At 44.1% G+C, this 21,657-nt stretch carries 27 protein-coding genes; 17 read left to right on the forward strand and 10 right to left on the reverse strand.

The features are described from left to right. Positions 1 to 87: 87 nt before the first annotated feature. Positions 88 to 966, reverse strand: a complete 879-nt coding sequence (locus AS030_RS00535) for a peptidylprolyl isomerase (protein ID WP_061967215.1) — start codon at positions 964 to 966, stop codon at positions 88 to 90. Positions 967 to 1,179: 213 nt separating this feature from the next. Here AS030_RS00535 and AS030_RS22780 point away from each other — a divergent pair, with 213 nt between their 5' ends. From AS030_RS22780 to AS030_RS22790, 3 genes are all read left to right on the forward strand, one after another. Continuing rightward, positions 1,180 to 1,275, forward strand: coding sequence for a YjcZ family sporulation protein (locus AS030_RS22780; protein WP_074440425.1), 96 nt, complete (start codon positions 1,180 to 1,182; stop codon positions 1,273 to 1,275). Positions 1,276 to 1,392: 117 nt separating this feature from the next. After that, the gene (locus AS030_RS22785) at positions 1,393 to 1,488 is read left to right on the forward strand and encodes a YjcZ family sporulation protein (RefSeq protein WP_074440426.1); all 96 of its coding nucleotides are present in this window, start codon (positions 1,393 to 1,395) and stop codon (positions 1,486 to 1,488) included. A 56-nt stretch (positions 1,489 to 1,544) separates the two neighbouring features. After that, complete coding sequence (locus AS030_RS22790) at positions 1,545 to 1,628, forward strand: YjcZ family sporulation protein (protein ID WP_074440427.1); 84 nt, start codon at positions 1,545 to 1,547, stop codon at positions 1,626 to 1,628. Positions 1,629 to 1,664: 36 nt separating this feature from the next. Here AS030_RS22790 and AS030_RS00540 read toward each other — a convergent pair whose 3' ends face one another. Beyond that, positions 1,665 to 1,850, reverse strand: a complete 186-nt coding sequence (locus AS030_RS00540; RefSeq protein WP_061967217.1) for a hypothetical protein — start codon at positions 1,848 to 1,850, stop codon at positions 1,665 to 1,667. 89 nt (positions 1,851 to 1,939) lie between these two features. Here AS030_RS00540 and AS030_RS00545 point away from each other — a divergent pair, with 89 nt between their 5' ends. Further along, entirely contained in the window at positions 1,940 to 2,506 is a 567-nt protein-coding gene (locus tag AS030_RS00545) for a YpmS family protein (RefSeq protein WP_061967220.1), read from the forward strand. 122 nt (positions 2,507 to 2,628) lie between these two features. Further along, positions 2,629 to 2,970: a DUF1878 family protein gene (locus AS030_RS00550; RefSeq protein ID WP_061967222.1), complete on the forward strand. Its 342-nt coding sequence runs from the start codon at positions 2,629 to 2,631 to the stop codon at positions 2,968 to 2,970. On the opposite strand, the gene AS030_RS00555 is transcribed toward AS030_RS00550, so the two are convergent. Together AS030_RS00555 and AS030_RS00560 are read right to left on the reverse strand one after the other, a co-directional pair. Next, positions 2,961 to 3,545: an HTH-type transcriptional regulator Hpr gene (locus AS030_RS00555; protein WP_061967224.1), complete on the reverse strand. Its 585-nt coding sequence runs from the start codon at positions 3,543 to 3,545 to the stop codon at positions 2,961 to 2,963. The two genes, AS030_RS00550 and AS030_RS00555, sit on opposite strands and share 10 nt — an antisense overlap. A gap of 202 nt (positions 3,546 to 3,747) precedes the next feature. Beyond that, positions 3,748 to 4,104, reverse strand: coding sequence for a YtxH domain-containing protein (locus AS030_RS00560; RefSeq protein ID WP_061967226.1), 357 nt, complete (start codon positions 4,102 to 4,104; stop codon positions 3,748 to 3,750). Positions 4,105 to 4,556: 452 nt separating this feature from the next. On the opposite strand from AS030_RS00560, the gene AS030_RS00570 reads away from it, so the two are divergent. Further along, complete coding sequence (locus AS030_RS00570; RefSeq protein ID WP_061967231.1) at positions 4,557 to 4,973, forward strand: YkvA family protein; 417 nt, start codon at positions 4,557 to 4,559, stop codon at positions 4,971 to 4,973. Between the two features lie 23 nt (positions 4,974 to 4,996). On the opposite strand, the gene AS030_RS00575 is transcribed toward AS030_RS00570, so the two are convergent. The 3 genes from AS030_RS00575 to AS030_RS00585 form a co-directional block, all read right to left on the reverse strand. Then, the gene (locus tag AS030_RS00575) at positions 4,997 to 5,548 is read right to left on the reverse strand and encodes a tryptophan transporter (RefSeq protein WP_061967234.1); all 552 of its coding nucleotides are present in this window, start codon (positions 5,546 to 5,548) and stop codon (positions 4,997 to 4,999) included. A 115-nt stretch (positions 5,549 to 5,663) separates the two neighbouring features. Further along, positions 5,664 to 6,749 carry a 3-phosphoserine/phosphohydroxythreonine transaminase gene (gene serC, locus AS030_RS00580; protein WP_061967236.1) on the reverse strand — a complete coding sequence of 362 codons (1,086 nt, stop codon included), beginning with the start codon at positions 6,747 to 6,749 and terminating at the stop codon, positions 5,664 to 5,666. Between the two features lie 62 nt (positions 6,750 to 6,811). Beyond that, positions 6,812 to 7,237, reverse strand: coding sequence for an HIT family protein (locus AS030_RS00585; RefSeq protein ID WP_061967238.1), 426 nt, complete (start codon positions 7,235 to 7,237; stop codon positions 6,812 to 6,814). A gap of 505 nt (positions 7,238 to 7,742) precedes the next feature. Here AS030_RS00585 and AS030_RS00590 point away from each other — a divergent pair. Genes AS030_RS00590 through AS030_RS00600 form a run of 3 tightly spaced genes read left to right on the forward strand, consistent with a single transcriptional unit; the run spans position 7,743 to position 10,491 of the window. Further along, positions 7,743 to 8,486, forward strand: a complete 744-nt coding sequence (locus tag AS030_RS00590) for an ABC transporter ATP-binding protein (protein WP_061967241.1) — start codon at positions 7,743 to 7,745, stop codon at positions 8,484 to 8,486. After that, complete coding sequence (locus tag AS030_RS00595; RefSeq protein WP_074440428.1) at positions 8,483 to 9,700, forward strand: ABC transporter permease; 1,218 nt, start codon at positions 8,483 to 8,485, stop codon at positions 9,698 to 9,700. Before AS030_RS00590 ends, AS030_RS00595 begins: the two co-directional genes overlap by 4 nt. A gap of 38 nt (positions 9,701 to 9,738) precedes the next feature. Continuing rightward, positions 9,739 to 10,491 carry an EcsC family protein gene (locus tag AS030_RS00600; RefSeq protein WP_061967245.1) on the forward strand — a complete coding sequence of 251 codons (753 nt, stop codon included), beginning with the start codon at positions 9,739 to 9,741 and terminating at the stop codon, positions 10,489 to 10,491. A 61-nt stretch (positions 10,492 to 10,552) separates the two neighbouring features. Here the strand turns inward: AS030_RS00600 and AS030_RS00605 are convergent, their stop codons facing one another. Beyond that, positions 10,553 to 10,984 (reverse strand): ferritin-like domain-containing protein, encoded by a 432-nt coding sequence (locus AS030_RS00605; RefSeq protein WP_061967247.1) that lies wholly within the window; start codon positions 10,982 to 10,984, stop codon positions 10,553 to 10,555. A gap of 141 nt (positions 10,985 to 11,125) precedes the next feature. Here AS030_RS00605 and AS030_RS00610 point away from each other — a divergent pair, with 141 nt between their 5' ends. The 3 genes from AS030_RS00610 to AS030_RS00620 all read left to right on the forward strand — a co-directional run bounded on the left by AS030_RS00610 (position 11,126) and on the right by AS030_RS00620 (position 12,763). Beyond that, positions 11,126 to 11,650: a type 1 glutamine amidotransferase domain-containing protein gene (locus AS030_RS00610; RefSeq protein ID WP_061967250.1), complete on the forward strand. Its 525-nt coding sequence runs from the start codon at positions 11,126 to 11,128 to the stop codon at positions 11,648 to 11,650. 13 nt (positions 11,651 to 11,663) lie between these two features. Further along, the gene (locus AS030_RS00615) at positions 11,664 to 12,002 is read left to right on the forward strand and encodes a DUF3243 domain-containing protein (protein WP_061967254.1); all 339 of its coding nucleotides are present in this window, start codon (positions 11,664 to 11,666) and stop codon (positions 12,000 to 12,002) included. Between the two features lie 77 nt (positions 12,003 to 12,079). Continuing rightward, on the forward strand, positions 12,080 to 12,763 hold the full coding sequence (locus AS030_RS00620) for a phosphatase PAP2 family protein (RefSeq protein ID WP_061967256.1): 684 nt from the start codon (positions 12,080 to 12,082) through the stop codon (positions 12,761 to 12,763). Positions 12,764 to 12,774: 11 nt separating this feature from the next. Here the strand turns inward: AS030_RS00620 and AS030_RS00625 are convergent, their stop codons facing one another. Both AS030_RS00625 and AS030_RS00630 read right to left on the reverse strand, forming a co-directional pair. Next, positions 12,775 to 13,665 (reverse strand): diacylglycerol/lipid kinase family protein, encoded by an 891-nt coding sequence (locus AS030_RS00625; protein ID WP_061967259.1) that lies wholly within the window; start codon positions 13,663 to 13,665, stop codon positions 12,775 to 12,777. Positions 13,666 to 13,806: 141 nt separating this feature from the next. Further along, positions 13,807 to 14,301: an antibiotic biosynthesis monooxygenase family protein gene (locus AS030_RS00630; protein WP_061967261.1), complete on the reverse strand. Its 495-nt coding sequence runs from the start codon at positions 14,299 to 14,301 to the stop codon at positions 13,807 to 13,809. 237 nt (positions 14,302 to 14,538) lie between these two features. Here AS030_RS00630 and AS030_RS00635 point away from each other — a divergent pair, with 237 nt between their 5' ends. The 5 genes from AS030_RS00635 (at position 14,539) to AS030_RS00655 (ending at position 21,656) form a co-directional block, all read left to right on the forward strand. Beyond that, positions 14,539 to 16,659 (forward strand): transglycosylase domain-containing protein, encoded by a 2,121-nt coding sequence (locus AS030_RS00635; protein WP_061971375.1) that lies wholly within the window; start codon positions 14,539 to 14,541, stop codon positions 16,657 to 16,659. A 222-nt stretch (positions 16,660 to 16,881) separates the two neighbouring features. Then, positions 16,882 to 17,919: a uroporphyrinogen decarboxylase gene (hemE, locus tag AS030_RS00640; protein ID WP_061971378.1), complete on the forward strand. Its 1,038-nt coding sequence runs from the start codon at positions 16,882 to 16,884 to the stop codon at positions 17,917 to 17,919. A 5-nt stretch (positions 17,920 to 17,924) separates the two neighbouring features. Next, positions 17,925 to 18,863: a ferrochelatase gene (gene hemH / locus AS030_RS00645; protein WP_061967263.1), complete on the forward strand. Its 939-nt coding sequence runs from the start codon at positions 17,925 to 17,927 to the stop codon at positions 18,861 to 18,863. A 5-nt stretch (positions 18,864 to 18,868) separates the two neighbouring features. Further along, complete coding sequence (hemY, locus tag AS030_RS00650; protein ID WP_061967266.1) at positions 18,869 to 20,290, forward strand: protoporphyrinogen oxidase; 1,422 nt, start codon at positions 18,869 to 18,871, stop codon at positions 20,288 to 20,290. 112 nt (positions 20,291 to 20,402) lie between these two features. Further along, positions 20,403 to 21,656, forward strand: a complete 1,254-nt coding sequence (locus AS030_RS00655; protein ID WP_061967268.1) for an ATP-binding protein — start codon at positions 20,403 to 20,405, stop codon at positions 21,654 to 21,656. The last annotated feature ends 1 nt before the right edge of the window (position 21,657 follow it).

A 21,657-nucleotide genomic window follows, 5' to 3' on the forward strand; every position in this document is an offset into this window, starting at 1 on the left:
TTATTTTGATCTATAGTGAGCAGGAGTGGTTGAAACAAAAAGAGGAGACTCTTAAATGAGCCATCCTCAAACGGGTAGATACCCGGATTACTGTGTTTGCTGCGGTAATTGTGTATCTTGCTTCTTAAGGGCATCCTTAAGATCTTTGTCATTGATCTTGATGTCTGCATCCTTCTGAAGCTTGGAAATGACTTCGTCAGTTGATTTTGCTTTTTGCTGCTGCAATTCTTCCTTGATTTGTTTCTTTTTATCTTCAAACTTATTGCTCTTTTTGTCTTCGACTTTAATAATGTGGTAGCCGAACTGGGTCTTGATCGGATCGCTGACTTGTCCAGGCTTAAGTTTGAATGCAACCTTGTCAAACTCAGGAACCATCTGGCCCTTGCCAAAGTAGCCAAGTTCTCCACCTTTGGTTTTAGAACCTGGGTCTTTGGAATATTGCTCAGCAAGTTTTTTGAAATCTCCGCCTTTATCAAGCTTCGCCTTTACTTCATCTGCTGTCTTTTTATCATCCACCAAAATGTGGCTCGCTTTTACTTCTTCTTTGTACTTGTCATTGAAGAGCTTCTGCATTTCTTTATCGGTTACTTTTACGCCATCCGTTGCCGCTTTTTTATTTAACAGCTGGGTTTTAACAAGCTTTTTCAAGTCTTTTTCACTCTTGATGCCGTTTTGCTTCAACGCTTGTTTAAACTGGTCGTCGCCGCCCAGCTCTTTTTTGATTTTATCGATTTCGGTGTTAATTTCTTTATCTGTAACCTTGTACTTTTTTTCGAGAAGCTTGTTATCTACCATTTGCTTAAGAACCTGATCGCCGTACTGGGCCTTAAGCTCATTGTAGAATTGATCCTTGGTGATGTCTCCAGCTTTGGATTCCACAACTTTCTCTGATCCTGCACCTGAGTTGCACGCAGACAGCGACAGAACTCCGGCAGCAAGTCCAAGGGACACTAACCATTTTTTCATCTGACACACTCCCACTGTTCGAGTAATATTTTCACTGTTTCTACTATAGCATAAACATTCAAAAAAGTACTATGCATCATGACAATTATGAGAAAAATTACACATATTTACTTTGCAAGCGAAGAAGAAATTTTAGGAAACCGTGACATTCGTCTAATCAAACCGTGACATATCACTATATGATGTGGAGAAGAACAAAGGAGGAGATTTAGAATGGGGTGCGGTACAGGATTGGGCCATAGCTTTTTACTCCTGATTATTCTATTCATTTTGCTGATTATCATTGGTTGTACCTGCTTTGCATGCTAAGGAACCAAAAGGACGAGTAGGCATGAGTTTAAAAAATCTTCACGAATTCAGGCATTCGCCTAGGCCCCACGGGAATAGGCTGCATAGGATACCGTAAGAAATAAAGGAGGTGGCATCATGGGTTTCGCACATGGAAGAGGCTTCGCGTTAATCGTTGTGTTGTTTATTCTGTTGATCATCGTCGGATGTGTATGTTGGGGAGGCTGGTGCTAAGCACCTGCCGTGCACTACAGTAGTAAACCGGTGATTTTCGCCGGAGGAGGTAAACAATGAGCGGTATAGCTGGTGGCTTTGAGCTGATTGTTGTATTGATTATTCTACTCATTATTATTGGCTGTATTTGTTTTTGCTAATGAAGCACGGAGGGGAGGCGCATGCCATCCCCTTTGTTAGTATGTAAAAATGTTTTCTACATAGGCACTGACTAAAAGCAATGTGATTAAAACATTGATTGTACGGAATACATTGGGCTGACTTTCAGCCGGAATGGATTTTTTTGCACAGAGTTCATTCGTCAGGGCATTAAAGATGAACAAAAATATAGGTGCAAGAATTACAAATATTAATCCTGGCATGTTACAATACCTCCATAAAAAGCTACCATTCTTACTTTAACAAAAGTTGGAGAATAAGAATAGAAAAAAAGCACGGATGGAGGATATAAATGATAAATAAATGGAAGTGGGCCTTTTTGACCTTGGCTGCTCTAGTGGTCATCGGGCTCATCATCGTTGTTTCTTTGCTGTTTTCCGGAGGAGAGAAGAATTTTGATCAAAATGCCAATGATTCATTGCCGGCAGGGAAAAAGTTGTTCACCATACATACAGGCAAGGAGCAGGCTGCTTTTTTAATGAATAAAGAGCTCGAAGACCAAAAAGGTGTGAACATGAAAGCTGAGCTCACCGATCAGGTAAAACTGCTCGGTAAGGCAGACTTGTTTGGACGGGAAATCATGTACCAGATGGACCTCGATCCTGAAGTAATGAAAAACGGAGATTTGGTTCTTCATGAAAAGAATGTCCGGGTAGGAAGGCTGAACCTGCCGGGAGAACAGGTTCTCACTCTGGTATCCAATACGGTGGATCTGCCGAAGTGGGTTAAGGTTTATCCGCAGGAGGAACTGATCCAGGTCCAGCTGACAAAGATGAAGGTGAAGAAACACATTGAAGTAAAGGCAAAAAAGGTGGATTTAAAAAACGATGAAATTATCATCGATGTATTGAGCAAGTAATTGCAGACAAGCAGGCAGTATATGGAGAAATTTTGAAGAAAACAAGAAAGCCGCCTTACAAAAAAGGCGGCTTTGCTATACAATAGAAAGTATAGATCGACGATAAAGAAAGCAGGATGAAGATGGAAACGATTGAAGAACGTGTTGAACGGCTGGAGTATTATAACTGGCTGACTGTACAATCGATTAATTTAAGGACATATCCCTTCTACACACTGGTGATGGAAAAACACCTCACCGAGGCAGAAGTGGAAGATGTCCTTTCATTGTGTAATGAACTTCACCGGCGTTTCACCGCTCAGACGGAGAACGGCTATGTCCAATACCTTCCTCTTCTTCTCCATTTCGCCGGAATGCTCAATTCAAAGTTGAAGCCGGGAGAAACCATCGAAGTTTTGCGTCTCCAGGGAATTCATCCAGAACTCATGGATAAACTCTATGAACTGGCACGGCGTTATGAATGAACGCTGGCCAGCTCTGGGGTCATCGGAATGACATTGCTCGGTGTTTTCTCCTCAAGGCTTTCCTCTATTTTTTCTTCCAGTTTGTTAAAAATGGTCATAAAATCCTCACCATAAATATTTCGAAGCATGCTCATAATCTCAGGGAATTCGGGAAACTTCCCAAAAAGGTCCTTGATCGGCAGTGCTGATGTATAAACACCAAATTTGGCTGGATCATACGTTTCCATTGTTTTTAAGAGCAATTCTTCACCCTTATCTGTCAATTGAATGTATGTATTCCGCTTGTCGTTTTCTCTTTTGGAAAAAGACAGATATCCTTGTTCTTCCAGCTTTTTCGAAAAATTGAATGCAGTGGAAACATGCATGACACCAAACTTTGCGATATCGGAAATGCTTGCCCCTTCCAGATGGTGAGCAATCCATAAAATATGGTGTTCATTTATGTTTAACCCAAAATCCTTGATCCAATTTTGCCAGTCTTTTTCCACGCTTTTCCATAGCGCCTTACTGATTTGAGCGAATGTCTGACTGAAAATCATCGCTTCTTTTAAACTCGTTAAATTATTCTTATCCATACCAAATGCCCTCCATTACAACATATAAGAACATCAATCTATTCCTCATTATGCCAGTGTTTCCTATAATAAGAAAGTAAAATTTTTGAAAAACGCAAGAAAAATTGGTAATAAAGGCGCGAAACTTAAGTATGATAAGATAGCAACGATGATTTCGTCCGTAACAAAAGAAATCTCCTTTTTAGGAGATCCCTGGTGAATTTTATTTTGCCACAGTGCTTTTTGTCTCTTCAATGGTTCCCTGGATTTCCTTTACACCCTCCTGAATATGTTCCATGTTGGGCTGGACACCTTCCTTCCAGTGGCTGATGTCCTTTTTCAGATCAGCTGATGCCTGCTTGAAGGCATCTTTACCTTCCTTTGATATAAACATCACTTTTTCCTTCAATGTGATGCTGTTTTGTTTCATTTTGGAAACCGATCCTTTCAGCTTGGCCGCCCCGTTTTTAATATCCTGTCTGACGTCCTTGCCCGATTTGGGAGCGGAGAGAAGCGCAGTAGCACCTGTAATAATTGTTCCGATCGCGAAACCGTAAAGTAGAGATTTTGTTTTAGCCATGATTAATTCCTCCTCTTTTATATTTACTAATTACTTTCTTGCTGTTAAAGAAAAATTCCTATTAAAAAATTTCCCGAAATGAGAAATATTTAACGATGTTTTTCGGCATGTTTGGACAGGCGCCTGAATATCTTAATAGGGGGTGAGGACAGATGAGCTGGATATCTTGGTTTTTTCTGGCTGCAGGACTGTTTCTGATTATACGTATGCTGTACTCATTAAACACTACCCGCCATTACTCTTTTCGTAACACACAGATTATTAGACAAAGAAAAAAAGCTTTATTTGTCGGTCTTATGGGAATTAGCGGACTTTTGCTTTTTTTGATTGTATTTGTCATAAAATAACGAAAAAAGGGGAAAGCTGATTCTTTGTGAATCGGCTTTTTTATGTTAGAAATAAAGGAGATAAAGGTATAATAACAACAAGTCAAGAGGAAGGGGTTTAGTATTATGGAGCGTCACACCATTGGCAACTATTTTAACAAAATGAAAAGCAAAGCTTCTGTCATTCTCGATGATGATAAGCAAACGGGCGAGCTGATCACGGATGCGGAGAAGAAAACTGAAACCGCACAGAACAACAGCGGCCTTCGCGAGCTGATTACCCAGGTGAGAAGCTTGATCCGGCTGGTGAAGCATTACCGTGACGGCACGTACCGCGAAGTATCCAAAAAATCAATGATGCTTGTGGTTGCTGCCTTGCTTTACTTTGTCAGCCCGATTGATGCGGTTCCCGACTTCCTGGTGGGAATTGGATTATTGGATGATGCGGCTGTACTCGCTTTTTTATACAAAACAATCAAGGAAGAAATCGATCACTACATGGAATGGGAAGAAAAAGAGCAAACAATAAAGCCGGCACCTTAATTCCAGGTACCGGCCCTTTTTTGTTATGCTTTTTTTGCTGTATTTTGAGCTGCAACCGCTTTGCTGTTCTGCGGCGCTGTACGTTTACGCACGCTGTTTGCCACAGGATAAATCACAAACATGACCACACAGTTAATAGCAGCTGTCGGCAGAACAACTGTGAGGAACAGGGCTGAAAATGTTCCTGGAAGTCCGGCTACGAGTAGAGCCGTTCCTAGGAAAATGGACCCGCTCACCATGGTTCCGACAAGTGTGAGGATCGCAGCGGTCAAGGCATTTAGTTTAATACGGGAAATCAACAGGAATAGTGCCAGAAATACGAGTGCACTGATTGGTTTGTCTACCAGGTTGGCAATCTGCCCTCCTGGAAAAGTGGTTGTAATGGCTGTAATGACCCCTGTTGCCAGTGCAGCGACAATCACATTGGACAGCGCCGGAAACATGATAATGGTCAAAAATAGCATAGTCAGCATCATGTCAGGCCTCATGCCCAAAAATAAAGGGGGCATAACGGCATGCAGGACATACCCCAAGGCTAAAAGTACAGCAGTTATTGCTAAAGATCTTGTTTTCATATCTCATCTCTCCTCAACTCAACTAGTTACTTCCTTCATAGGTGCTCTCGTGCCCTCTGCAAAGAAGTTCATCTTATTTTAACAAATTTCACAAGCGTTGAACAGGCAACAAGCCCTAATTACCTTGTTTTTCCTGAAACTCATTCATAAATTTCTTTAGTGCCTTGCAGGCTTCCATAGGAACCGCATTATACGCCGAAGCTCTGCATCCCCCAACTGAACGGTGTCCGGCAAGTCCGGAGAATCCTTGCTCCTGTGCCTCTTTTAAAAATTGCTTCGTCAGCTCTTCGTTTTGCAAGGTGAAGGTAATGTTCATCAAAGAACGGCTGTCTTTTTCGGCATGGCCGGTATAAAAGCCGCCGCTTTCATCAATAGCGTCATAAATAAGCTTTGCTTTTTCCTTGTTTCGTCTTTCCAGTTCTTCAAGACCGCCCAGGTCCTTTGCCCACTCGAGTACCAGCTTTAGCAGATAGATTGAAAAAGTAGGTGGTGTATTATAAAGCGAACGGTTTTTGATATGTGTTTCATAAGAGAGTATAGTCGGAAGTTCTTTATTTGCTTTGTCCGCTACATCCTTTCGCATAATAACAACGGTAACACCAGCTGGCCCCAGATTCTTCTGTGCGCCTGCATAGATCATTCCAAATTTTTCAACAGGGAATCGTTTGCTGAGAATGTCACTGGACATATCAGCGATCAAGAAAGGGTGCTCCAGGTTGTCGAACGAAGCCCATTGCGTACCGAAAATGGTGTTGTTGCTTGTCACGTGTACATACGTATAGTCATCGGAAGAAAGAGAAGGGATTTCGGGGATGGAGGAATAGTTGGAAGATTTCCCCGACACGATTTCCTCAGCTTCCCCAATTTTTTTCGCTTCCTTCAGGGCTTTCTCTGACCATGCCCCTGTGAGGATGTAGCCCGGCTTTTCGTTTTGTTTCATGAAATTCATGGGAATCATGGCAAACTGCAGGCTTGCACCGCCCTGTAGAAATAGGATCTCATACTCATTGGGGATGGATAAGAGCTCCTTTAACAAGCTTTTTGCCTCCTCATGCACCGCTTCATAATGCTTTCCGCGGTGACTGTGCTCCATGATGCTGATTCCGGTATCCTCAAAGTCCAAAAGCTCTTCTTTCGCTTTTTCCAATACTTCCCGCGGCAAAGCAGCGGGACCGGCGTTGAAATTATACACTTGTTTCATGAATGAAGTTCCTCCTCTGGTGAAATAAAAAACTGCCTTTAGACAGGCAGTGATCGGTTTGATCAGGAAAGACGGGATGCTATATTGTTTGATATTTCCTCAAATTGTTCTTTGGTGTAATCATGTGTTTCCCAAACAGCTCCAAAGCCATCACCTTTCCCATAGCGCGGGATAATATGTACATGATAGTGGAATACAGATTGTCCGGCTGCTTCGCCATTATTGTTCAGCACATTTAAACCGATCGGGTCAAACGCTTCTTTAATGGCAGTAGCGATTTGGGGTACAGCAGAGAACAATTTTCCGGCTGTCTCAGACGGCAGGGCAAACACATCTTTGTGATGAGATTTCGGAATTACCAGGGTGTGTCCCTTTGTAACCTGGCTGATATCCAAAAACGCTACTACATTTTCATCCTCATAGACCTTGTAGGCAGGGATTTCACCTTGTACAATTTTACAAAAAATGCATTGATCATCATGATTCATTCCATCACCTCGAATGTTTTTTCTCATTTTAGCACAACTTGGGACCATATGTTATTGGAACATTTAGAAATTACATAAGAAAAAGAGCCCTGCGTAAGCAGAGCCCTTTTCCTATAGAGGTTAGAGAAGAAAGGAGAACCTGGAAACATACATTCCGATTTTTTAGCGAACACCTCATTCCATTGGATTATATGCCTGGGTAAGCCATAATCTTTTCCAAGAGAATCATCTCCCTGAATTTGGTTGTTCAAATCGTGATATAGTACCTGAAATCTCCCTAGAAGAAGGGGGGATGCCTTCTTCTTTTTTAGGGTTGCCAGATCTGTTGAAGTTTATCCATACAAATTGCGACGGTTGGAAAACAAAAACGAAAAATAGTATGATGAAAAGGAATTCAGACAGGAGTGCAGGCTGTGCTTTACCAAAAGGACAGCTTTTGTTGAAATAATATTGAAACGTTTTTACCAAACTAGAAACAAAGGTCCAAAAGAAGGGATATTGAATAATGAAAAAAATTCTCGAAATTACCGGTTTAACAGGGGGATATTCTCCCGACAGGCCCGTCCTGCACGATGTCTCCTTTGATGTACATGCCAATGAAATCGTTGGGTTGATCGGATTAAACGGCGCAGGAAAAAGTACAACGATTAAGCATGTATTGGGGCTGATGGAGCCGAGCATGGGAACAACTAAGATTAACGGAAAAACGTTTCAGGAGGAACCGGAAGAATATAGAGGACAGTTGTCATACATACCGGAAACACCCATTCTTTATGAAGAGCTTACCCTGTGGGAGCATCTCGAAATGACGGCGATGGCTTATGGGCTTGAAGAACAGACCTTTTTAACGAGAGTTCGGCCGCTGTTGGCGGAATTTAATATGGAAAACAAAATTAAATGGTTTCCGGGTCACTTTTCAAAAGGAATGCGCCAGAAGGTAATGATTTTGTGTGCCTTTCTCGTTGAGCCCGAACTTTATATCGTTGATGAGCCATTTGTCGGTCTTGATCCGCTTGGCATCCATTCTTTTTTGGAGCTTATGGTTAGCTTTAAAAACAATGGGGCGGGAATCCTGATGTCCACGCACATTCTTGCGACGGCTGAACGGTACTGTGACCGGTTTATCATCCTGCATGAAGGCAAAATCGCGATGCAGGGAACCCTTCAGGAGCTAAAAGGCCAGATGGGCAACCCCGATGCCACCCTGGATGACATCTATATTCATGCGAGCAGAGGGAAGCGGCCATGATGGATTTCACAAAAATTTGGCGGGTGAGGAAGGATCAATATTTCAGCCTGGCGCTTCGGTATTTCAGGCTGATTGGGAACAGCGGATTCATGTTGTCTTTGTATATTCTTTTTGTAACCGGAAGTTTCTATTACGCCCGTATTCTGAAACAGCTTCCTGAAAATTTCCCAGCACTGTGGCTGTTCATTGCTGTTTTTGCCTATTTACTTACGAAAAGCCCGGTCCGCACCTTCTTAAGGAAAGGAGACCTTGTGTTTCTTTTGCCGGTTGAATCGCGAATGAAGGAGTATTTCAGACATTCCATCCGGTATTCCATGGTAGTTCAATCGTTTATTGTGGTTCTTGTTTTTGTGGCATTGGGACCATTGTTTTCGAAATATATTTCCGGCAGAGGGCTGGAAATGCTGATTACCATTGCTCTTTTGCTCGCTGCCAAGCTGTGGAACATCAAAACATCGTGGGAGGAGCAGCGGCTGCCCTTTCATAGGAACAGAAGGAATTACACTCTCCTCCGCCTGGTCGTTAATGCTGTATTTCTATATCTTTTGTTTCAGATGGCCTATGTGTTTTTGATCGCTGTTCTGGCTATTATGTACGTTTTATCGAACTTTGTTTTTGGCTATATAAAAAAGGTTCATGGCTACAAGTGGGAGCATCTCCTGGAAGTGGAAAACGGAATGATGATGAAGCTTTACCGTGTAGCCAACCTGTTTACCGATGTGCCGCAGCTGGCTCAAAGGGTACGGCCGCGAACATGGCTGTCTTCGCTATCGAAAGTTTCTTACAGGCACAGCCACACGTTTGACGGTTTATACCGAAAAACCTTTTTCCGATCCAACGATTATTTCGGCATTTATATTCGCCTGATTCTTATCGGAGGACTGTTTCTTTTCTGGATTCCACAAGGCTGGTGGCATACCGTCCTCGTTCTTCTTTTTCTGCATGCTACAGGGATACAGCTTCTGCCTCTGTATAAGCATCATAAGGGGAATGTCTGGTTTGAACTTTATCCGGTGAAGCACCACTGGCGCTTTCAGGCATTCCAGAGATGGCTGCGCCTGCTGATGCTCATTCAGGCTTTTCTTTACGTAGCCTTCCTTCTTGCTATGGGGGGGACATGGACCAATGGAGTGGTTTCTGGCATTCTTGCTGTTATTTTTGTCTGGTTGTTTTCCGAATACTATACTAAAAAGCAGCTCTTGCGAGTAAGGTAGAATAAAACAACCCTGAAGTTCATGAAAGAGGCGAGTCCATGGGCAGGTATGAAACCGAAATTTTGGCAGAGCTTCACAGGTGGGAGCAAGAGATGAGAAAAGAGCCTTCTCTTTGGGACCGCTCCTCAAAAAAATTGCAGAATAGGTTCAACAGCATGCTCCCGGAAAAGGTGCATCTGATGATCACGAAAAGTATAAAGAGCATGGTGCATGGGACATTGATCGGATCGGAGTATATTTCGAAAAAACAGCCGATGCCTCCCCGCAGTCTCAGGGAAAGTGATGAAACAGCGGATGCTTTGATCGTTTCTTACCGGCGCACAGCAGCGGTGGAAGGAGCAGGTACAGGAGCGGGCGGATTCCTGCTGGGGCTTGCCGATTTCCCTATCCTTTTGGGTATTAAAATGAAATTTCTGTTCGATGCTGCCGGGGTATACGGGTTCGATGTGAAGGATTACCGGGAGCGGCTTTACATTCTTTATATTTTTCAGCTGGCTTACAGCAGTCCGTTTAAACGGGTGGAGCTACTTGAACGGATTTTGAACTGGGAGGACACCACCGGTGATTTCCCGACGGAGCAGCAATACTTGCGGGGGATTGACTGGCAGACACTGCAACAGGATTACAGAGATCACATTGACTTGGTGAAGATGCTGCAAATGGTTCCGGGCTTTGGTGCAGTGGTTGGCGCCTTTGCCAATTATCGCTTTCTTGATGAGCTGGGAAAGACGGCTAAAAACTGTTTTCGACTTCGTACAGTCAATGAACTGAAACAAAAAGGCTGGCTTTAAAAAAAGCTGCTGCTTTCCTCAATGGGTGAAAGCAGCAGCTTTTTATCGCATTTCCTGTTTTTTAAAATCGATTATCTTTTAACAAGCGATCCATTTCTTCTTTGTGTTTAGTTTCATCCGCAATCATATCCTCCAGCTGCACAACCAATTCAGTCATGTTAAGCTTGGACGCCTGTTCTTTTCGCTCTTCATAACGGCGGATGGTATCAATCTCCGCATTGCGGGCTTCTTCCAGCATTTGGCGGACATCATTTACCTGTTTTACTTCTTTTGGAGTGGTAGTTGGGGTACCGCCGAGCGTGCTGATTTTCTCGGCAAGATACAAGGCATGTCCTTGTTCGTCACCAATTTCAGACTCGAAAAACGGTTTCAGAACCTGGCGGAAAATTCCGGATACGGTGGCTGCATTATGGTTGTACATAATGATCGCTGAATATTCGTTGGCTAGGTCTTCGTTTAGTCCTTCAATCAATACTTCTAAATCTTTTTCCATTTATACATTACCTCCCAATATTCATTCAGCTATATACTTCCCTATTTAAACATGTAATAAACTCCAGAAAAAACGGGTTTACTTCTTTTGTCAAAAGGAAATGTTAAAGGGTGTAGATTACTGAAGAGGAGAGGATTGTAGATGGCTAAAATTGCAACTGTATTAACTAACTTGTTTGAGGACGTCGAACTTACCGATCCAGCAAAAGCTTACAAGGAAGCAGGGCACCAAGTAACGGTAATCGGGTTTGAAAAAGGACAAACACTAAAAGGGAAACAGCAGGAAGCAACCGTGACTTCAGATGCAGGAATCGGTGAGGTCAGCCCTTCTGATTTTGATGCGCTGTTTATCCCAGGAGGGTTCTCTCCGGACCAGTTGAGAGATGATGAGCGTTTTGTCAGCTTTGCCAAAGAATTTGCAGACAACGGAAAGCCCATTTTTGCAATCTGCCATGGGCCTCAGCTGCTCATTACGGCAGGCGTGCTAAAGGACCGGAAAGTAACGGGCTATAATTCCATCAAGGTGGACTTAAAGAATGCGGGCGCCAACTTTGTCGATGAAGAGGTTGTCGTTTGCGGCGGAAATCTTGTAACAAGCAGACAGCCGGATGATATTCCTGCGTTTAACCGAGAATCACTCTCTATCCTTTCAAAATTAAATCGATAAGGAGAAAAAGGCCATGGGCAATGAAGAAAAACATATTTTGCACAAAGACGATACAGTAAACCTCAACAAGGTCGATGACACCGTTGAACGCATCAGTGATGAGCGAAAAGATGAAATTCTGCACAATTTTGAAGAATTTAAATCTTACCTCCACACAAGAGTAGCGCTTGGCGAAAAATTGGGATTGGATGAAGAAACATTGGCCAAAGCGGCACAAAAGGTCGCTGAACATCTCGCACAATCAGAAGATCCACGCAACGCGGAAGAAAATCTTCTGAAAGAGCTTTGGAAGGTTGGAGATGATCAGCAGAAGCACCAACTGGCCCATATGCTCATTAAACTTGTACAATAGAGAAAGAAGCTGCCATTTTGAAACCCTTGGCAGCTTTTTTTCGTTTAATAAGATATTCTTTTGCAAGAGGTGCCGCAATGATTAAACGTTTGATTAAAAAAGTATCTTTTCCTCTCATCCCGACGCTTTTGCTTCTGGCCGGTTTTGGACTGGCTACAGCTTGCCTTTTGATTTTTGCCGAATTATCGGAGGAGGTATTGGAAAAAGAAGCGTTTGGGTTTGATCCCGTCATTATTGATGCTGTTCGTTCGTATTCATCACCAGCCATGGACCGGGTCATGCTTGTTTTTACAGAAATCGGATCGAAATTGGCGCTGGGGATTCTGGTTGCAGCAGGAATGCTGTGGCTATGGCTTAAACACAAAAATATTTGGGGAATGCTCTTTTTTCTGATTGCCGTTGGCGGGGGAGGCTTGCTGAACCTGATCCTGAAAAATGCCTTCCAAAGAAAACGGCCCGACACAGATCCGATTGTTGAAGCTCTGGGCTTCAGCTTTCCTAGCGGACATGCGATGGGCAGTTTAGTTTATTATGGATTTCTGGGATACTTGGTTGTCAGGAGTAAAAGAAAGACCGGTATTAAATTCTTCTGGGGCTTTCTTTTCGGAATTGTGATCATTTTGATTGGAATTAGCCGAATATATCTTGGTGTCCACTATCCATCAGATGTGGTTGCCGGTTATGCTGCTGGTCTCGTATGGCTTCTTTTATGCGTAGCTGCACTTGAAGCCGTTTATTTTTATAAACAGCGTAACTCTTAAGGACAACAGAATCAAACCGGGAATTGGCCGACGATAACCGACAAGTAGTTCTTCAAGTTTTCGAGTGTTGCCGGCGTTCGTGCATTACGTTCTCCGTCACAGTCAATCAATTGGTCGGGTGTGGCGGTCACGGAAAGTGAACTGGTTTTATAGTAAAGCAGGTCTTCATTGGCAGGTGTGGTGTTCAGTAATTTGGATTGAACCGCATCCCAGATTAATCGTAGCGAAGGCTCTTTGACAATCAGGATGTCAAACTTCCCGTCCTGAATATCCGTGTCAGGAAAGAACGCTCTAATGCCTCCGGTAAACGGGCCGTTTCCGACAATGAGCATGGAGGCATCTCCGCTATAGGTGAAGTCAGGGCTATCAATTTCGAGGTGAAACGATTCATAATTCTTCACCGTTTGGGCAGTTGAAAGGTAGTAGGACAAGCGCCCAAATCGGTCCTTAACCTGGCTGTCAATATTCGCAGAAACTTGAGTGATTAAGCCGATTCCCCAAAAGTTAAGGAAGTAGTTTGTGCTGCAATGGCCGACATCCAGTTTTTCGATTCTGTTCTCGAGAATTTGATCCACGGCCTTAAAAGGGTCCTGATCCATGCCAATGGCCCTTGAAAAATCGTTGCATGTGCCTCCGGGCAATATGGCGAAGGTTGGACGGTTTTCAAGAGGGCAAAGAGCGTTGACAAGTTCGTGGATCGTCCCGTCTCCACCGGCTCCGATAATCAGATCCACATCGTCAGCAATCTCTGCCAGAAATCTTCCGCCGTCTCCTTCATCCTTTGTTTTGTGGAGAATAACCTCGCCGTAGGCTTCTTCTATTTTTTTTACCACATCATCTATATTGTCAACGAGCTGTTTGTTGCCCGCATACGGATTCAGGATAATTGCTGCTTTTTTCATATGAACCCCTCCTCATCTCCTAAAAGTAATTGCACGCTCCTATAGATTTATCATATCTTCCAGAATTTATTTCTCATAAGGAAAAACCTGCATGCTTACGGATGCCTGCAGGCTTAGATGAATGAATGTATATGATTTTTTTTAGGAAAGTACTCGGTATTGCTTTACATACGACGGTCCGGAAAACAAGGTTTGTGGAAGACCGCCACCTGTGCCCCTGTCCTTGTGGGCTTCCGCATAGGCGGAGGATTGCTGCCAATTGATAAAGTCTGATTGGGACTCCCATAACGTCAATATGATATAAGGGTCATTTTTGTCTGGCCGCAATACGCGAATCGCTGCAAAGCCGGGTTCCTTTTCTACAAGGCCCGCTCTCTGGTGGAATCGTTCCTCAAAGAGGACACGTCCTTCATCGGTTACCTGGATGTGGTTCAACACGGCAAATGAACCATTTTTCAGGTTTCCGCGTGAATTCAGGATTTCATATGAATGTCCTTCTTCAAAAGGATTGGTTTCCTCGTTTTCCGCTATTAATGCCGCATCTCCTCCGCTTTCAAGCAGTATGGCATGTTCATGAGAGGCTTCCGGCAGTTTTTCTAGAAAATGCTGTGTTCCGAAAGTGATAAATAGCTTCATATATAACCGCTCCTTTTTGGTCAGATAGTAGTGGGAAGAAAGCTTCTAATTCATGAATTACCCGCTGAATGCAAATAATAAACGAGTGTTAAGTTAATGAATAGCGTCTGCAGTATTATGTGATTTATCCTTCTTTTCGCGTAATCTGTAATAATATAGTAAAATAAGCAATCAGAATGGCATGTTGATAGGGAAACTTTGTCATAAAGAGAGGTACATGGCGTGTTTAAAAATGGAATGCTAGGTATTGGTTTATTAATCGGGATTTTTATAGCGGGATTTATGGGCTATTTATTTATACTCATGGCCGGGGATTATGTGGTGGATGAGAATGACCTCGTCATGAACTCTGCTTCAAAACTGGTGGATATGAAGGGGAATACAATTACACGGATCTATTCTGAAAACCGGGAGCTGGTATCCGGGAAAGAGATACCGGATGAGGTGAAAGATGCATTTGTGTCGGTGGAAGATACGAGATTCTATGAGCACCATGGCCTTGATTTCCGCTCCATCGCCCGTGCCGTTTACCGGGATATTGCCGCGGGGCATAAAGTAGAGGGAGGAAGCACGATTACTCAGCAGCTGGCAAAGAACGTTTTTCTTTCCCATGAAAAATCACTGCTCCGAAAAACGAAAGAGGCAGTCATCGCTATTAATCTTGAAAGAAAATACAGCAAAGATAAAATTTTGGAAATGTACCTTAACCAAATTTATTTTGGGCATGGTGCTTATGGAATTCAGGCCGCTTCCAAATTCTATTTTAATAAAGATGTGAGTGATCTGACGCTTGAAGAAGGGGCTATGCTTGCAGGAATGCCAAAAGCACCAAGCTACTATTCACCGATTGAGCATAGAGAGGCCAGTAAAAAAAGAAGGGACCTTGTGTTGGATTTGATGGCCAAGCATCATTTCATTACGGCTGAACAGGCGGTAAGAGCGAAGGGCAAAACAATCTCTCTGAATCTTCATAAAGAAGAACGAAATCCGGCCCTGACCACCTATATTGATATGGTGCTTGATGAAGCAAAGGACAGATATCATCTTTCACGCGAGGAAATGCGCAAAGGCGGCTATAAAGTGGTCGTGCCGCTGCAAAAAGCCACACAGGAAACCCTGTATCAAACCTTTTTAAAACCTGACTATTTTGTCGGAACGGGGAAAGAGCCGCCTGAAGGCGCAATGGTGATGATGGACGCAGACACGGGCGGTATAATTGCTGCCCAGGGAGGAAGAGGATATTTAAGAGACGGCCTTAACCGGGTGAATGTTAATCGCCAGCCAGGTTCTGCCTTCAAACCGCTTGCGGTTTATGCGCCAGCTCTGGAAACCAAGGCGTACAAACCGTATTCGATGCTTAAAGACGAGCAGCTTAGCTACAAAGGCTATGCGCCCAAAAACTATGACGGAAAATACCGCGGCAAAGTATCCATGGCCGAGGCCATAAGGGATTCAATCAATGCTCCAGCGGTATGGCTTCTCAATGAGCTGGGCATCGACCAGTCTAAAGCAGCACTGAAGAAGCTTGGCATGGACATCCCGGACAAAGGGCTCGGTATTGCGCTTGGCGGTCTGGACAACGGTGTATCACCCTATCAGATGATGGCCGCCTACCGGTCGTTTGCCAGGGAAGGGAAGACGGTCAAACCGTATGCGATTGCCAAAATCTATGACCGGAACGGAGAGCTTGTCGGAAAAGCCAGCCATAAGGAAAAGAAAGTATTTAAAAAACAAACCGCATGGTATATGACCCGCATGCTTCAGCAGGTGGTTGAAAAAGGGACCGGAAAATCCGGAAACGCCGGCACAGAATTGGCGGGCAAAACCGGTACGACGAATTATGAAGGAGTTCCTCATGCAAACAAAGATGCCTGGTTTGTCGGGTACACGCCCAAAGTGGTAGGAGCCGCATGGATTGGATATGACAGAACCACAAACGAAAGCTACCTGAACACATCAAGTGAAAAAGCGACACTGCTTTTTAAAGATGTGATCTCCCAGATGCCGTCTCAACGGGGGCTGACGTTCAAGAAACCAAAAGGTGTGAAAGAACTCGATCCACCAGTGGATTTGATCAAAATCAGTGATTTGAAAGCCAACTTTGCTCTTGGGAGTTTCGGTGTGCCTGGAATTAAACTTTCCTGGACGCCATCTGACGATGAACGTCTCCAGTACAAGATTTACGCAATAAAAGACGGGGAATCCACCCATGTCGATACAGTAACCGGAAAGGGCTCTTATACCGTTTCAGGACGATATCTGTTCACCCTGCCTAAATTCTACGTAGTACCACTGAATCCGCAAACCGATCAGGAGGGTGAACCTTCCAATTCTGTTGCGCTTGATCTGTTCCGTTAAATTTTTACCGGCTGTAAATGACATTCGTCCGTGGCCGCATGTCGAATTCATGACATTTAAATCGGTACCCTATACATTTATTGTGAATTCTTTTACAATGTTTTATGGATAATGGAGCGAACGGGTTTCTTATCATCATATTAAAGGAATTCATAATAGGTCGGGACACAAAGCAGGGAAAGTGTGGATCGGGCTTTTGCTTCAAAGCAGAAAGGTGTGTTGATGTTGATGATGAATGAGGAGTTTTTAAAAGCCTGTCGAAAAGAGGAAAACAGTTTTGTACCGGTATGGTATATGCGCCAGGCAGGGCGATCTCAACCGGAATACCGAAAACTGAAAGAAAAATATTCGCTTTTTGACATTACTCACCGCCCGGAGCTTTGTGCCCAGGTTACTAAATTGCCGGTTGATCAGCACGGTGTTGATGCGGCCATCCTCTATAAAGACATTATGTCTCCCGTTCCCGCTCTTGGAGTAAATGTTGAGATCAAGACCGGCATCGGACCGGTGATTGATGCACCGGTCCGGACGATGGAAGATGTTGAGAAATTGGGTACAATTGAACCGCAAAAGGATGTTCCTTATGTTCTGGAAACGATCCAGCTTCTCCGCCAGCAGCTCGAGGTGCCGTTAATTACTTTTGCGGGGGCCCCGTTCACGATCGCAAGCTATATGATTGAAGGAGGCCCATCAAGGGATTACCATCATACAAAAGCATTCATGTATTCAGATCCGGAAGCCTGGTTTTTGCTGATGGACAAACTGGGTGACATGTCGATTGCCTATGCAAAAGCACAGATTGCTTCAGGTGCACAGGCGTTCCAGATCTTCGATTCATGGGTAGGTGCCCTGAACGCCGAAGACTTCAGACACTACATCAAGCCGGTGATGAACCGTATCTTTTCTGAACTGCGCACCGAAGGAGTTCCGCTCATTCTTTATGGAACTGGGGCACGCCATCTTCTGCAGGATTGGAATGACTTGCCTATCGATGTGATTGGGCTGGATTGGAGAACGTCTCCAAGGGAAGCAAGAGAAATGGGAGTGACCAAAGCACTTCAGGGCAATCTGGATCCTTCCATCTTGCTGGCTCCGTGGAAGGTTATTGAGGAAAAAGCCAAGCAAATCCTCGACGAAGGAATGGAAGAGCCAGGGTTCATCTTTAATGTAGGGAAAGGGATTTTCCCTCAGGTACAGGTAGAAACATTGCAGCGGCTGACCGCATTTATACACGACTACTCTTCTGAAAAATTGGGGTGACACAAATGGGAAAACGAAAAATGGGATTGCTTGTCATGGCTTACGGCACACCACGAAGCCTTGATGAAGTAGAATCCTACTATACTCACATTCGCCGCGGAAGGAAGCCATCCGAAGAACAGCTTCAGGATCTCACACACCGTTATGAGATGATTGGGGGAATATCCCCGCTGGCCAAAATTACAGAGGAACAGGCTTTGAGGCTGGAAGAGGAGCTGAACCGCCGCTTTAGTGATGTGGAATTTAAAAGTTATTTGGGCTTGAAGCACATTGATCCCTTCATTGAGGATGCAGTAAAGCAAATGAAGGAAGACGGAATAACCGAAGCGGTATCCATCGTTCTTGCGCCGCACTATTCCACCTTCAGTGTGAAATCCTATAATGGGCGTGCCGCTGAAGAGGCAGAGAACGTTGGTATTCAACTGACCTCAATTGACCAGTGGTATGATCATCCGAAATTTATAGACTATTGGGTAACGGAGATTAATAAGGTCATGGGCGGGATTCCATCGGCCGAAAAAGAAAAAACAGTCGTTATCTTTTCAGCCCACAGCCTGCCTGAACGGATTTTGAAAATGGGAGACCCTTATCCCGATCAGCTGAAAGAAACAGCCGACTTGATCGCGGTCAAAGCTGGAATTCCTCATTATACAATCGGCTGGCAAAGTGCGGGAAATACGCCTGAACCCTGGATCGGTCCCGATGTACAGGATTTGACAAGAGATTTATATAAAGAACATGGATATACATCCTATGTGTATTGCCCGGTCGGCTTTGTTGCTGATCACCTCGAGGTTTTGTTTGATAATGATTATGAATGCAAGGTTGTAACCGAAGAACTGGGCGTAAATTATTACCGCCCGGCAATGCCGAATGCCAAGGATGAATTTATTGGCGCACTCGCTGATGTTGTATCAGAAGCTTTAACCCAAGAAGGAAAGTGATAATCATGCCCAAACGGCAGCATGTGGTAATAATTGGCGGCGGAATAACCGGCCTGACGGCAGCCTTCTACCTGCAGCAAGAGAAGGAAAAAGGCCTTCCGGTAACCTATACTTTGATTGAAGCTTCAAGCCGGCTTGGCGGAAAGATCAAAACCATTCATCGCGAAGGGTTTGTGATCGAACGGGGGCCGGATTCCTACCTTGGGCGGAAAAAAAGCATGACACGTCTGATTGAGCAGGCAGGACTAGCTGACAAACTGGTCAACAATGAAACCGGACAAGCTTATGTGATGTCCGGGGGGGCTCTTCATCGCATTCCCGAAGGCGCGGTTATGGGTGTTCCTACGAAAGTCGGTCCCTTTATTAAAACCAAATTGTTTTCTCCGGCTGGCAAAGCCAGGGCCGCGCTTGATCTCGTTCTTCCACGGCGTGAAGAAGCAGACACCGACATTTCGGTAGGCCACTTTTTCAGGAGAAGGCTGGGTGACCAAGTGGTGGAGAATTTGATCGAACCTTTGCTTTCGGGCATTTATGCCGGCGACATCGACCGGCTGAGTCTGCAATCGACATTTCCGCATTTTCAGGATGTTGAAAAAAAATCAAGAAGCCTTATTCTTGGTATGAAACAAAACATTCCGAGGCCGTCCGACCGTCCGGGTGCGTATGGAAAGAAAAAAGGGCAGTTTCTCACGCTGTCTTCCGGGCTTGAATCGCTTGTGGAAAGAATTGAGGAACAACTGGAACCGGAAAGCATTTGGAAAAATAAAAAGGTGTCAGGCGTGGCAAGGGAAGAAACAGGCAGATACCGGATCGATTTGGAGGATGGAACCAATACACATGCGGATGCTGTGATTTTGGCTTCTCCTTATTCGGTGACTAAACATCTGCTTCCGGAACAATTGAGAGTAGATGGATTCCATGCAACCCCATCTACCTCTGTAGCAACAGTAGCGATGGCTTTTCCTGCTTCAGCATTGAAAACGGATATTAACGGAACAGGGTTTGTTATCTCCAGAAAAGAGCCGACAACCATTACCGCATGCACGTGGACTCATCGGAAATGGCCGCATACTACGCCTGAAGGAATGGTGCTGCTGCGTTGTTATGTGGGTCGGGCCAACAATCAGGATATTGTTTTTGAGTCTGATGAGACGATATTGAAAACCGTATTGAAGGATTTAAATATCATCATGGATATTGCCGCTGAACCGGAATTTTATTATGTGTCCCGCTGGATTCAATCCATGCCCCAATATGAAGTCAACCATAAGCAGCAATGGGAAAGGCTGCAGGCCAACCTTTCTGAGCATTTTCCCGGTGTTTATGCGGCAGGTGCTTCCTATGAAGGGGTGGGGCTTCCCGATTGTGTGGCTTCAGCTGAAAAAGCAGTAATGCATATTGTTAAAAATTTGCGGTCGGCCCATTAGCGCCTGCCGCTTTTTTATTTTTTTCCAGCATTGCCGGTGTATCTCGCTTTTAAACGGTTATTTCAGTATAATTCTATAGTGGTATAGGGATTTTTGAAGGAGATTTAATAAAATGAGGGACTTTTTACAGCCATTGTTTGTGAATATTGCGATTGTGTTTTTATTGACCTATTTAGCCAACACGCTGATTCCATTTATGATCAGGCGGGAGTTTACCCTTCGCATGAAAGGCATTTATGGCATGATCGCGACTGCATGTGCTCTGCTTTGCATGGTCTATCCAATCCAGACGCTTCAGGATTCTGTCTTTGATTTACGAAACGTTCCAATTATGGTGGCCACCTTATACGGAGGACTGCTCCCTGGAGTTATTTGTACCTTGTTTGTCTGTGCGGCACGCTTGTTTATTGGCGGGAATTTTGCAATGGTTGGTGTAGGGCTGGCATTGATCGCATTCATTATTGCGGCAGCCTACAAGGGATTTTTTACAGAGAACAAAAAGAAAGGGAAAGCAGGCATCGTGATTGCTTCCATTTATACGGTCATTTATATGATGATCATCCATAACCGCTTAAACTTTTTGCCTGTTGATTTTTACTGGGTGTATTTTATCTCTTTTCATATTTCTTTTTTCTCTACTATTTTGTTGATTGAAAGACTGACTGCGGTGAACATGAGACTGGAAGAAACCGTTTACCTGGATAAACTGTCGGTCGTGGGGCAAATGGCTGCAGCTATTGCCCATGAAGTGAGAAATCCGATGACCACGGTGCGGGGACTGATTCAGTTTTTAGCGGAAGACACGGAGGATAAGAAACTCAAGGAATTTTCACCGCTTATTTTGGGAGAACTTGACCGTACAAATAAAATTATTACGGATTATCTTACGCTGGTCCGACCTTCCGCTCCGGAGCTGACGGTTCTTTCCTTGAATGAAGTGGTTCATGATACGCTGGCGCTCATTACTCCATATGGTGCTTTGCATAGTGCTTCTATTCACTATAAAGAAACAGAGCAGCCTTACAAGATTGTCGGAGATTCCCAGCATATCAAGCAGTGTTTGATTAATATTATAAAAAATGCCATCGAGGCCACAGAGGGGAAAGAAGGAAAGATTGATATCTATAAGCACTCTTCTTCGAAAAACTCCGTTACGCTTGTCATTGAGGATAATGGCAAAGGAATGACGGAAGAAGAGCTTCAAAATATCGGTTTGCCCTTTTATACCACAAAAACAAAAGGTACTGGCCTCGGAACCATGATTATTAACCGGCTGATCAGGGAAATCGGAGGCAGTGTACAATTTGAAAGCAAAGCCCTAGAGGGAACGAGAGTCTTGCTTACATTGCCTGTTTCTTCTCCTTAAA

Source organism: Fictibacillus enclensis, from assembly GCF_001457035.1.
Taxonomy (GTDB): domain Bacteria; phylum Bacillota; class Bacilli; order Bacillales; family Fictibacillaceae; genus Fictibacillus_C; species Fictibacillus_C enclensis.